This is a genomic window from Thermoflavimicrobium dichotomicum (assembly GCF_900114055.1).
Taxonomy (GTDB): Bacteria; Bacillota; Bacilli; order Thermoactinomycetales; family Thermoactinomycetaceae; genus Thermoflavimicrobium; species Thermoflavimicrobium dichotomicum.
On the sequence record NZ_FORR01000006.1, the window covers coordinates 59,571 to 71,430 of the forward strand.

At 44.2% G+C, this 11,860-nt stretch carries 13 protein-coding genes; 12 read left to right on the top strand and 1 reads right to left on the bottom strand.

What is annotated here, in order from left to right:
* Positions 1-5: 5 nt before the first annotated feature.
* From pnp to BMZ78_RS08060, 12 genes are all read left to right on the top strand, one after another.
* Entirely contained in the window at positions 6-2,132 is a 2,127-nt protein-coding gene (gene pnp / locus BMZ78_RS08005; RefSeq protein WP_093229405.1) for a polyribonucleotide nucleotidyltransferase, read from the top strand.
* Positions 2,133-2,241: 109 nt separating this feature from the next.
* Positions 2,242-3,210 (top strand): polysaccharide deacetylase family protein, encoded by a 969-nt coding sequence (locus tag BMZ78_RS08010; RefSeq protein ID WP_093229407.1) that lies wholly within the window; start codon positions 2,242-2,244, stop codon positions 3,208-3,210.
* Between the two features lie 82 nt (positions 3,211-3,292).
* Positions 3,293-4,546 (top strand): M16 family metallopeptidase, encoded by a 1,254-nt coding sequence (locus BMZ78_RS08015; protein ID WP_093229408.1) that lies wholly within the window; start codon positions 3,293-3,295, stop codon positions 4,544-4,546.
* Positions 4,539-4,982: a dUTP diphosphatase gene (gene dut, locus BMZ78_RS08020; protein ID WP_093229410.1), complete on the top strand. Its 444-nt coding sequence runs from the start codon at positions 4,539-4,541 to the stop codon at positions 4,980-4,982. The genes BMZ78_RS08015 and dut overlap by 8 nt, the downstream gene beginning before the upstream one ends.
* 19 nt (positions 4,983-5,001) lie before the next feature.
* Positions 5,002-5,187, top strand: a complete 186-nt coding sequence (locus BMZ78_RS08025) for an aspartyl-phosphate phosphatase Spo0E family protein (RefSeq protein ID WP_175482361.1) — start codon at positions 5,002-5,004, stop codon at positions 5,185-5,187.
* 143 nt (positions 5,188-5,330) lie between these two features.
* Positions 5,331-5,582, top strand: coding sequence for a YlmC/YmxH family sporulation protein (locus BMZ78_RS08030; RefSeq protein ID WP_093229412.1), 252 nt, complete (start codon positions 5,331-5,333; stop codon positions 5,580-5,582).
* Positions 5,583-5,790: 208 nt separating this feature from the next.
* Positions 5,791-6,699: a dipicolinate synthase subunit DpsA gene (gene dpsA, locus BMZ78_RS08035; protein WP_093229414.1), complete on the top strand. Its 909-nt coding sequence runs from the start codon at positions 5,791-5,793 to the stop codon at positions 6,697-6,699.
* On the top strand, positions 6,686-7,288 hold the full coding sequence (locus BMZ78_RS08040; RefSeq protein WP_093229415.1) for a dipicolinate synthase subunit B: 603 nt from the start codon (positions 6,686-6,688) through the stop codon (positions 7,286-7,288). The genes dpsA and BMZ78_RS08040 overlap by 14 nt, the downstream gene beginning before the upstream one ends.
* A gap of 102 nt (positions 7,289-7,390) precedes the next feature.
* Positions 7,391-8,425, top strand: coding sequence for an aspartate-semialdehyde dehydrogenase (locus BMZ78_RS08045; RefSeq protein ID WP_093229417.1), 1,035 nt, complete (start codon positions 7,391-7,393; stop codon positions 8,423-8,425).
* 21 nt (positions 8,426-8,446) lie between these two features.
* A complete protein-coding gene (dapG, locus tag BMZ78_RS08050) occupies positions 8,447-9,676 on the top strand; it encodes an aspartate kinase (protein WP_093229418.1) in 1,230 nt (409 codons plus the stop codon).
* 17 nt (positions 9,677-9,693) lie between these two features.
* Positions 9,694-10,566 (top strand): 4-hydroxy-tetrahydrodipicolinate synthase, encoded by an 873-nt coding sequence (dapA, locus tag BMZ78_RS08055; protein WP_093229420.1) that lies wholly within the window; start codon positions 9,694-9,696, stop codon positions 10,564-10,566.
* A 51-nt stretch (positions 10,567-10,617) separates the two neighbouring features.
* Positions 10,618-11,169, top strand: a complete 552-nt coding sequence (locus BMZ78_RS08060; RefSeq protein ID WP_175482362.1) for a TVP38/TMEM64 family protein — start codon at positions 10,618-10,620, stop codon at positions 11,167-11,169.
* 134 nt (positions 11,170-11,303) lie between these two features.
* Here the strand turns inward: BMZ78_RS08060 and BMZ78_RS08065 are convergent, their stop codons facing one another.
* Entirely contained in the window at positions 11,304-11,759 is a 456-nt protein-coding gene (locus tag BMZ78_RS08065; RefSeq protein ID WP_175482363.1) for an Hsp20/alpha crystallin family protein, read from the bottom strand.
* Positions 11,760-11,860 lie beyond the last annotated feature (101 nt).

Sequence of the window (11,860 nt, forward strand, 5' to 3'; positions counted from 1 at the left end):
ATACTATGGAACCCAAAATATTTGAAACTGAACTCGCTGGTCGTCGCTTACAACTGGAAATTGGCAAGTTTGCTGGTCTGGCGAATGGTTCAGTCATGGTACGCTATGGTGATACAGCTGTTCTTGCAACCGTGGTTGCTTCCAAAGAACCCAAAGATACGGATTTTTTCCCGTTAACGGTTAACTATGAGGAACGTTTGTACGCTGTAGGTAAAATTCCAGGAGGCTTTATTAAAAGAGAGGGACGCCCTAGTGACAAGGCCATTTTGGCGAGTCGCCTCATTGACCGTCCGATTCGTCCGCTGTTTCCTGAAGGTTTTCGAAACGAAGTGCAAGTCGTAACCACTGTCATGTCTGTCGACCAGGACTGCTCGTCAGAAATTGCCGCCATGATTGGCGCTTCCTGTGCTTTGTCGATTTCGGATATTCCTTTTCATGGCCCCATCGGCGGTGTCGTAGTGGGACGGGTAGACGGAGAATTTGTCATTAATCCTACCGTCAAGCAGATGGAAAAATCGGATCTTCATCTGGTTGTAGCCGGCACCAAAGCGGGAGTCAATATGGTTGAGGCTGGATCTGATGAAATTCCAGAGGAAATCATTCTCGAGGCCATTTTTTTTGGTCATGAAGAGATTAAAAAACTGGTAGCGTTTCAGGAACAGATTGCAGCAGAAGTCGGAAAAGAAAAAATGGAGCCTGAGCTGTTCCAAATCGATCCACAGATTGATGTACGAGTTCGCGAATTGGCTACAGCCTCTTTGATCCAGGCTGTACAAGTGACCGAAAAACAGGCACGACAAGATGCAATCGATCAAGTAAAAGAACAGGTTTTGGAAAAAATGGCTGCGGAGTTGGATGAAGAGACATTTGAAGAAAAAGAGAAAGAAATTGAGATGGTCCTAGATGCCATTGTCAAAGAAGAAGTGCGTCGCATGATCATCGAGGAAGGCCGTAGACCAGATGGCCGTACTGCTGACGAAATCCGTCCATTGTCCAGTGAAGTAGGCATTCTTCCACGTACACACGGTTCCGGATTGTTCCGACGCGGACAAACCCAGGTGCTTAGTGTTTGTACACTGGGTGCACTTGGTGATGTGCAAATTTTGGATGGACTGGATCTGGAAGAAACCAAACGTTTTATGCATCATTACAATTTCCCGCCATTTAGTGTAGGTGAATCCCGCCCTCTTCGCGGACCAGGCCGTCGTGAAATTGGACATGGTGCACTGGGTGAAAGAGCGTTGGAGCCAGTCATTCCATCTGAAGAGGAATTCCCATATACGATCCGCTTGGTATCTGAAGTTCTGGAATCCAACGGGTCTACTTCACAAGCAAGTATTTGTGCATCGACACTTGCCTTGATGAATGCGGGTGTTCCGATTAAAGCACCTGTAGCGGGGATTGCAATGGGACTGATTAAGGAAAAAGATCGTGTGGAAGTTTTAACAGATATTCAAGGAATGGAAGACCATCTCGGGGATATGGACTTTAAAGTGGCTGGAACACGAAACGGTGTAACCGCTCTGCAAATGGATATCAAGATTTCGGATATTGACCGTGCTATCTTGGAAAAAGCATTGATGAAGGCGAAAAAAGCTCGCATGGTACTTTTGGATAACATGGCTCAGGCGATTGCTGAACCGAGCAAAGAGTTGTCGCCATATGCGCCCAAAATTTTGACGATGAAAATTCATCCAGATAAAATTCGTGAAGTGATTGGACCAAGTGGTCGTGTCATCAATCGAATCATAGAAGAAACGGGTGTCAAAATCGATATTGAGCAGGATGGTCGAATTTACATCTCTTCTGTCGATGTAAAACAAAATGAACGAGCCAAACAAATTATCGAGGACCTGGTTAGAGAAGTCACCGTGGGTGAAATTTATCTGGGCACCGTGAAACGCATTGAAAAATATGGAGCGTTTGTCGAGATTTTATCGGGCAAAGAAGGGCTGGTTCACATCTCCCAGCTGGATTTGAACCGTGTGAACAAAGTAACTGATGTGGTTAATATTGGTGATACGATTATGGTAAAAGTGACGGAGATTGACGATCAGGGACGAATCAATCTGTCACGTAAGGCCGTGTTAAAAGAACAGGAAGAAGCCAATAAGCAGAAACAATCTACCTAATACGCCTTCCACAAAAGAGTCAGAGAGATCTGCCTCTTTTTTTATTGCAAGTCAGCCTGAATAGGGAGTTACACGTAAGCATAATTTAAGAAAGAGAAAAGGAGGAGCTATGTTGAAAGTGAAATGGATGTTATTATCCGCTGTTTTGGCAGCATCCCTGGTACAATCTGAACCGGTCACCCTTTATGTCAATGCAGTAAAAAGTGATCAAGCGCTCCCTATTCTTGCTGATCAAGATGAACGTGAACGATTGCGTGAACAAATTAAAAAAGAAGCGCCCAACCATTACTTGCCACCGATTGATGCCAGAGTTGATCGGATCTGGAAAGCCATTCCGGGATTAAATGGTCGAGAAGTCGATATAGAGGCGACTTTGGATAAAACGATAAAGCAAAAAAACAAGGATACCATTCAGTGGGTTTACAAAGAGATTCCACCCAAGATCACACTGGATCAATTGGGAGCTGTTCCGATTTATCGAGGGAATGATAAAAAACAGGCAGCAGCGATCATGGTCAATGTTGCATGGGGAACAGAATATCTACCAGCGATGTTAGAGATTTTCGAGAAAGAAAAAGTAAAGGCTACTTTTTTTCTCGATGGTTCATGGTTAAAGAAGCATCCTAAAGAAGCGAAAAAAATCGTTGCCTCTGGACATGAAATAGGCAATCATGCTTATTCTCATCCACTTCTCAGTACAGTATCCAGTGATCGCATTGAACAGGAGATAGGGAAAACCAGTCAATTGATTAACCAGACGTTAAATATAAAGAGCCAGTGGTTTGCACCACCAGCCGGAGACTTTGACCAACGGGTTGTAGATATTGCGTTTAAAAATCAAATGAAAACGGTGTTATGGACAGTAGACACGGTAGATTGGCGAAAAGATTCAACCCCGGCCAGAATGGTTGAAAGAATAGAAAAAGGAATCGGTCCCGGCAGTTTGATTTTGATGCATCCCACCGATCGAACGGTGACTGCTCTTCCTCAAATTGTTCGTCTGGTGAAGAGAAAGGGAATAAAACTGGGAACGGTTGGAGAAGTACTTTCCTCCAAGCGAATGGAAAAGATTGAGTGAGACGTTCAACTTTGGTATAGTAGGAGTGCTTATCTCGTTTTTGATTGATGGGGACGAGCCGATCGTAGATAGGAGGATCTTTGTGATCGTTAAGCATACTTTATCGAACGGATTGCGGATTGTGGCAGAACCGATTCCCCATGTACGATCTGTTGCTCTGGGTATTTGGATCGGCACAGGCTCAGAAAATGAAACCAAAGAAGAGAACGGAATTTCTCATTTTATCGAGCACATGATGTTTAAGGGGACGAAAAAACGAACAGCGCGACAGATTGCGGAAGCATTTGATGAAATTGGTGGTCATGTCAATGCATTTACCTCCAAAGAAATGACCTGCTATTATGCGAAGGTTTTGGACCAGCATTTTTCGGTGGCGCTTGATATTTTAGGTGATATGTTTTTTGAATCCGTTTTTTCGGAAGAGGAAATGGAAAAAGAGAAAAAAGTCGTGATCGAAGAAATTCGGATGGTAGAAGATACTCCTGATGATCTCGTGCATGACCTGCTGTCCGAAGTTTCGATGGGCAATCATACTTTAAGTTATCCAGTGTTAGGGACAGTGGAAAATGTAATGAGTTTTACACGAGATGATCTGTTTCGGTATAAAGAAAGATTCTATCATCCACAAAACGTTGTCATTGCCATCGCGGGTAACTTGCCCCAAGATTATTTGGAACAAGTTGAGGCAGTATTTGCAAAGCATCAGGGGAAACCGGCAAGTATCCAGAAAAAGCCACCGGTCTTTACACCCCATGTCAAAACCAGGGTCAAGGCAACAGAGCAAACCCATCTGTGTATCGGACTTCCAGGTCTGTCGATGCGAGATGAACGGATTTATACATTGGTACTGTTAAATAATGTGTTGGGTGGAAACATGAGCTCACGGTTATTTCAAGAGATTCGGGAAGAACGTGGGCTTGCATATTCTGTTTATTCCTATCATTCTGCGCATCGTGACTCAGGACTTTTTGCGATTTATGCCGGAACGGCACATGGACAGGAAGATGAGGTTTGCGAGTTGATAAAACAGGTGTTACATCAAATCAGTGAAAAAGGCATTACACCAAAAGAATTGTCTAAAGCCAAAGAACAGCTGAAAGCAAGCATTATGTTAGGACTGGAAAGTACGAACAATCGTATGAGCCGTCTGGGACGGAATGAATTGCTTTTGGATCGGCATTTTACTTTGGATGAAATTATTCAGAGTGTCGAGAACATCAGTTTGGATGATGTGAATCAGCTGGCCAGAGAAATGTTCTCGTCAAAAATGTCTTTGGCTTTGATTTCACCGACGGGAGAAGTTCCTGCGTCATTTAGGGGGAAGGCTGTTGTATAACGTACAGATTCGTCAACTACCAGGAAACGAGGATTTACCACTTCCTCAACAAATGTCAGTGGGTTCCAGTGGTTTTGATTTACATGCAGCCGTGAGTGAACCTGTCACCATTTTGCCAGGTAAATGGAAGTTGATTCCCACCGGAATAGCAATTGCAATGCCCCACGAACTGGAGGCACAAGTACGGCCACGTAGCGGCTTGGCCTTGAAGCATGGTCTGACTGTGCTCAATACTCCTGGAACGATTGATGCTGATTATCGTGGGGAAATCGGTGTTATTTTGCTTAATTTGGGTGAAGAAAGCTTCACAGTGGAGCGTGGCGACCGTATTGCCCAGCTTGTGTTTCAGCAAGTACCGAAAGTTCAGTTTCAAGTGGTTGAAAAATTGGAGCAAACCGTTCGGGGATCAGGTGGTTTTGGACACACGGGTAAATAGGATGAGGGGGTTCTTGGTTATGGTGGGAACACTTCAAATGAGGCGTTTGGAAGAGAATTTGGAGCGGCTCCGTGCCGAACTGGTTCAATCTGTAAATGGAGAATACTCACGATTATTAGACCCCCATGTGCTGCCGCTTAGTCAACAGTTAGACCAATATATTGTGGAGTATTACAAACTGAAAGATCAACTTCAAATCCCTTGAATTTTTTCCATCATATGCTGTGGAACCAAAAGCCTGGCATCCAGAGCAAAACGGATGTCAGGCTTTTTTATATAAAAATAGGTCTAGATCGGTTGTTCTTCCTCATATATTTGTACCACTTCCGGGCTAAGGAGTGGTGAACGGTGCGATGGAGTGAATTTGTGGAAAAAGAGTGTGTGGATCTAAGGAGCGGTGAAAAATTGGGATCTTTTTCACATGCAGATATGGTGATCGACTCCGCTACAGGAAGGATTGAGTCCATTTTGATTCCGGTAGGAACCTCTTTTTTTAAGAAAAACAACCCAGAAATGGAGCTCGACTGGTCGATGATTAAAAAGATAGGACCCGAGATGGTGATTATTGATTCTGCTATTGGACGTGTTTCTGTTAAATAAACACAAAGTTTGACAGGGAATCGTATTTGTTTGCAGGCAATGCGATTCCTTTTTTTTTGCGATTGAAAATGCTTCATAAATCATGATGAGAAATTGGGCAAAAGGGTAACCGTTTCATTTACCTATTCATATGATGCAATCAGAGATGAAAAAGTGTGAATTTACATGTTTATACCGGTTAGGCTTCCGGGGAAAGGAGTCGAAATAGATGCTGACAGGCAAGAATGTCGTCTTCCTCGGTGGAGATGCCAGACAGCTGGAAGTTATTAAAAGTTGTATTCAGATGAATGCAACAGTAAGCTTGGTCGGATTTGATAACCTGCAAAGTCACTTTAGTGGAACAAGACAAAAAGCACTACACACAGATACCTTTAAACAGGCAGACATTCTGGTATTGCCGATTGTGGGTACAGATGAAAAAGGGCAAGTAAACAGTGTGTTTACTTCCAAAAAGTTAGTGTTAGCCGAAGAGCATATTGGGTCGTTACCGAAGCATTGTATTGTTTTTGCCGGAATTGCGGGATCTTATCTGCAAAACCTGTGTCGTTCACATCAAATCCGGTTGATTCAGTTGTTGGATCGAGATGATGTGGCTATATACAATTCGATTCCAACGGTAGAAGGCGCCATCATGATGGCGATCCAGCATACCGATATTACGATTCATCATTCTGTTTGTATCGTGCTGGGATTGGGAAGAGTCGGAATGACATTGGCTCGGATTTTAACGGCTATGGGTGCCAAGGTAAAAATGGGTGTTCGCAGTTCAAGCGATTTTGCCAGAGCTTTTGAAATGGGATTGGAACCCTTTGATATACTGGAATTGGCTGAAAATGTACGCGATGCAGATCTGATTTTCAATACAGTTCCTGCTGTCGTTATTACATCTGCTGTTTTGGCCCACGTCCCTCATGATGCAGTGATCATCGATCTCGCTTCCAAACCGGGTGGAGTTGATTACCAATTTGCTGAAAAAAGAGGCATTAAAGCGATTCTGGCTCCAAGTTTACCTGGGATTGTGGCTCCGAAGACAGCTGGACAGATTTTGGCACGTACGATGACACAATTAATGATGGAAGCGATGAAAAAGGAGGGGGATCCTGTTGAACTTTCATAATGCAACCATCGGCTTTGCACTGACAGGATCTCATTGTACCCATGATGAAGTGCTGCCACAAATGAAACGTCTGGTTGAGTTGGATGCGCAAGTGATTCCCATTATTTCGCATACAGTGGCGACAGTGGATAGCCGATTTGGGAAAGCGAGCGATTGGATTAAACAAATTGAAGAAATTACGGGACGAAAACCGTTGATGTCGATTCCTGAAACAGAGCCGTTTGGCCCCAAGAAAATGCTGGATTGCTTGGTGATCGCTCCTTGTACGGGGAATTCACTTGCCCGATTGGCCAATGCTTTAACGGATGGTCCAGTGCTTATGGCGGCGAAAGCACAGATGCGCAATCATCGTCCTGTAGTACTTGCGATTTCGAGCAATGATGCACTCGGACTCAATGCTGCCAATCTGGCTAAACTCTTAGCTGCCAAAGATATTTATTTTGTACCCTTTGGCCAGGACAATCCAGAAGGAAAGCCAAAATCAATGGTAGCCAGAATGGAATTGATTCCTGAAACCTGCTTGGCAGCAATGAATGGGAGACAATTGCAACCACTCATAGTTGAAAAATATCGGTACTTGACAACATAATAGAGAAGGAAGTTAAATTAGTAGAAACATAGTCCCCTCTTTCATATCAACCTGGGGACTTCCTTGTTATTTTTGATGAAACACTGGAAGGAGAAATGGTTGATGGCGAATAAAACATACACGGTTGCTGTTGTAGGTGCTACTGGTGCTGTAGGTGAGCAAATGTTGAAGTATCTGGAAGAGCGTCAGTTTCCTGTCAAGGAACTGAGACCACTCGCTTCCAAACGTTCGGCAGGTGGTACGATCCGTTTTCGTGGGCAAGATGTCGTTGTACAGGAAGCAACTCCAGAAGCTTTTGAAGGTGTAGATATCGCTCTCTTCAGCGCTGGGGGTAGCGTGAGTGAAAAGCTGGCTCCAGAAGCAGTCAAAAGAGGAGCTGTAGTGATAGATAATACCAATGCGTTTCGGATGCATCCAGAGGTGCCCCTAGTGGTTCCTGAAGTAAACAAAGAAGCTATTCGCAATCATAAAGGAATTATTGCAAATCCAAACTGTTCTACCATTCAAATGGTCGTAGCCTTGAAGCCATTGTATGATCGCTATGGTGTTGATCGTGTCATTGTTTCAACCTATCAGGCGGTATCCGGATCGGGTTGGCAAGCGGTCGTGGAATTGGAAAAACAAACGCAAGCCTCTTTGGCAGGAGATCAACTTCCACTCAATGTCATGCCTGTCAGCAAGTTGGATAAACATTATCCCATTGCTTTTAATGTGATTCCGCAATGCGATGTGGCCCAAGAAAATGGATTTACCCTGGAAGAGATGAAAATGGTCAGAGAAACCAAAAAAATCTTTGATGATCCAGAGATTAAGGTTACAGCGACTTGTGTACGTGTTCCTGTTTACCGTGGACATAGTGAATCGGTTTATGTCGAGTTAAAACAGGACTTTGATCTGGAAGAAGTACGGTCCTTATTGGAAAATGCGCCTGGTATTGTTGTAAAAGATGACATTCAAGAGCAGGTTTATCCAATGCCAATCGATGCCGTCGATCGTACTGAGGTATTCGTGGGACGGATTCGCCGTGACCTGCATCATCCACGTGCCTTGAACCTGTGGGTTGTATCCGATAACCTCTTAAAAGGAGCGGCAACGAATGCGATTCAGATTGCCGAAGCGCTGATTGCTGAAGAATAGAGTTAGAGAAGGGATATCATCATGAAAATACTGGTGCAAAAATTCGGGGGAACTTCAGTAGCTACACCAGAAACGCGTGAGAGGGTCGTTCATCATATCAAGCGGGCTTTAGCTGAAAATTATCGATTGGTTGTCGTTGTATCTGCAATGGGGAGAAAGGGAGCACCTTATGCTACCGATACCTTGCTCAGTTTGGTGAAAGAAAACGGTGCCGGTTTGGCTCCAAGGGAACTCGATTTGCTCCTAAGCTGCGGAGAATTGATTTCTGCTACCACGCTCTCCAGCTTGCTTGTCCGACATGGAATCAAAAGTGTTGTATTGACCGGTGGACAAGCGGGCATTATTACCAATAACCAATTTACCAATGCACAAATCATCAAAGTAAACCCCAAACGCATCCTGGATGAACTGGAACAGGGAAAAGTCGTTATTGTGACCGGATTCCAAGGGCAGACCGCTGATGGGGAAGTGACGACGCTGGGACGTGGTGGCAGTGATACAACGGCTACCGCCCTGGGCGTGGCGCTTCAAGCGGAATATGTCGATATTTTCACGGATGTAGAAGGTGTTATGACCGCAGATCCACGGATCGTGGAAGATGCAACACCGCTGGATATGGTTACTTACTATGAAATGTGCAATTTGGCGTTTCAAGGGGCTAAAGTTGTACATCCACGTGCAGTAGAAATTGCGATGCAAACCAATGTCCCGATTCGTGTTCGCTCCACGATGTCTGATCACCCTGGAACGCTGGTTACCAATATGAACGAGTCCAATGAACTGGCGGGAGAAATCCATGATCGTTTAATTACAGGGATCACCCAAATGCCTTCAGTGACTCAAATCAAGATAACCGTTCAGCATGGCCAGTTTGACCTCCACCTGAAAGTGTTCCAGGCGATGGCAGACCATGAGATCAGTGTTGATTTTATTAGCGTAAATCCAAGCGAGATTGCTTATACTGTCAAGGATGAACAAGCAGATAAAGCACTGGGAATTTTACGCGAATTGGGGATAGAGCCAGAACTTCATCGTCACTGTGCCAAAGTTTCAACGGTTGGTGCAGGAATTGCCGGTATGCCTGGCGTGATGGCAAAAATCGTGGAGGCTTTGACAGAAGAGGATATCCAGATTTTGCAGTCAGCCGATTCCCATACGACCATTTGGGTCTTGGTTCGCGGAGAAGATATGGTTAAGGCTGTTCGGGCGTTGCATCGCAAATTCAATCTGCATCGATCGAATTACGCATAAGGAAGGGAAGAAAAAGGATGCAATTTGGACGTTTGATAACAGCAATGATTACACCATTTACACGGGATCGGGAAATAGACTGGGAAAAACTCGAAGGGATCATCGAGCACTTGATCGCCCATGAGAGTGATGCCATTGTAGTTTCAGGAACAACGGCAGAATCCCCCAACCTGTCCCATGAAGAAAAGCTGAAACTGTTCCAGTTTACGCTGGAAAAAGTGAATGGGCGAATTAAGGTCATCGCCGGGACAGGAAGCAACAGCACCGAGCAGACATTACAGTTAACCAAAGAAGCTGAAGCGTTGGGTGTAGATGGTGCGATGCTGGTTGCGCCTTATTATAACAAGCCTTCGCAAGAGGGGCTTTACCAACACTTCAAAACAGTGGCAGAAGCAGTGGATTTGCCCATCATGCTATACAATGTACCAGGCCGAACCAGTGTGAATATGACGGCTGAAACCATGGCCCGATTGGCTGAATTGCCAAATGTGGTGGCGATAAAAGAAGCAAGTGGAAATTTGACACAGATTGCCAATTTAATCTCGATGGTTTCAGAGGATGTGGCTGTATACAGCGGTGATGATGCGCTAACTTTACCGGTTCTCTCTGTAGGTGGCGCTGGTGTCGTCAGTGTGGCCAGTCACATTTTGGGAAAGGAACTCAAAGCCATTATTAACCATTATCTCGAAGGAAATGTTAAACAGGCAGCGGAATTGTTCCGCAAATATTTGCCTGTATTCGAAGGGTTATTCTTTACGACCAGCCCTGTGCCGCTTAAATACGTATTATCCCAAAAAGGGTTATGTGAACCGACTGTTCGCCTTCCACTGGTGGAGTTAAATGAACAGGAAGTAGCCAAAGCCCAATCTTGGATCGAACTGATTCCATAACTTCAAGCCCCTTTTTTGGGGCTTTTTTCATCAATGATTGGAGCAGGAGAAATGACGGAACAGATCGTCACATGGTTTCAGGAATGGGGAAGTTTGGCAATCATCCTGAGCATTTTACTCAATACTGTGATCAATGTGCTCGGAGTGGTACCATCCATCATCGTGACAGGAGCCAATATAGTCGTGTGGGGGCCGCTTGCGGGAGGCGTGTTGTCCTGGTTTTCGGAAGTATTGGGATCTACAGTGGCTTTTTTACTTTATCGTTATGGGATTCGCAAGTGGAAAGGAACCAAAGATCAACATTGGAAATGGGTACAAGCGTTTAATCAATGGACCAGGAAAAAGCAGTTTCTTTCGGTATTGCTGGCTCGACTCACACCTTTCATTCCCTCGGTCGTCATCAATGTAACAGGAGCATTTACTCATATTCATTTGCTGGATTTTGTAATTGCCACTGCCATTGGAAAAATACCTTCCCATTTCCTGGAGGTATGGGTCAGCCATGATTTATTGAATATAAGCCGGAATGATTTCCGAGTGATTTTGGTTTTGATGGCCATCAGTGTGGCTTTCATTTTCATGAAAAAGTCTACACAAAAATAATGATGGGATTATATAAGCCAACCTTTTTAGAGAATAATAATTCGATAGATTCAATGAACAAAAAGGCTGTTTCGCTTGGGAGACAGCCTTTTTTTATTAGTGATGGAGATTGTACGATCAGGATGGCAGAGAAATTATTGATCGCGATCTTTATCTTTTACTTCAATCTTGCGCGGCGGGTGAGTTTGATCTTTGGGAATGTGAATGTAAAGAATGCCTCGTTTGTGTTCAGCGGTAATCATATCCGTATTGCTATTAGGCGGCAGGGTGATCGAACGTTGGAATGAGCCATATCGGCTTTCTACTACATGCATCCGGTCCTCTTCCTTTTTCTCCTCAATCCGTTTTTCCCCACGGATCGTCAAGATATTGTCATGAATTTCGATTTGTACGTCTTTCGCTGAGAGACCGGGAAGTTCAGCTTCCACTACATATCGGTTTGCTTCTTCACGCAAATTGATGGGAGGTATCAGGGTTGTTTGATCCCGAAAGAAGGGATCATCCAAGTAATGTTGGAAGATTCGGTTCATCTCGTCTCGAAGATGTCTCAAAGGATAAGAATGATGATCATGTCGGCTTAAGAAATGCATGAAATCCCTCCTTGATATTATTATGGACATCGAATTCTTTTCTACTCGATTTCGGATTAAGAAAATATTTGGTTCAACTTATTGCATACCCAAATTTTAAT

Coding starts and splice junctions, on each gene's coding strand:
- pnp (WP_093229405.1), top strand. CDS start 6: ATGGAACCCAAAATATTTGAAACTGAACTCGCTGGTCGTCGCTTACAA.
- BMZ78_RS08010 (WP_093229407.1), top strand. CDS start 2,242: ATGTTGAAAGTGAAATGGATGTTATTATCCGCTGTTTTGGCAGCATCC.
- BMZ78_RS08025 (WP_175482361.1), top strand. CDS start 5,002: ATGGTGGGAACACTTCAAATGAGGCGTTTGGAAGAGAATTTGGAGCGG.
- dpsA (WP_093229414.1), top strand. CDS start 5,791: ATGCTGACAGGCAAGAATGTCGTCTTCCTCGGTGGAGATGCCAGACAG.
- BMZ78_RS08045 (WP_093229417.1), top strand. CDS start 7,391: ATGGCGAATAAAACATACACGGTTGCTGTTGTAGGTGCTACTGGTGCT.
- dapG (WP_093229418.1), top strand. CDS start 8,447: ATGAAAATACTGGTGCAAAAATTCGGGGGAACTTCAGTAGCTACACCA.
- dapA (WP_093229420.1), top strand. CDS start 9,694: ATGCAATTTGGACGTTTGATAACAGCAATGATTACACCATTTACACGG.
- BMZ78_RS08060 (WP_175482362.1), top strand. CDS start 10,618: ATGACGGAACAGATCGTCACATGGTTTCAGGAATGGGGAAGTTTGGCA.
- BMZ78_RS08065 (WP_175482363.1), bottom strand. CDS start 11,759: ATGCATTTCTTAAGCCGACATGATCATCATTCTTATCCTTTGAGACAT.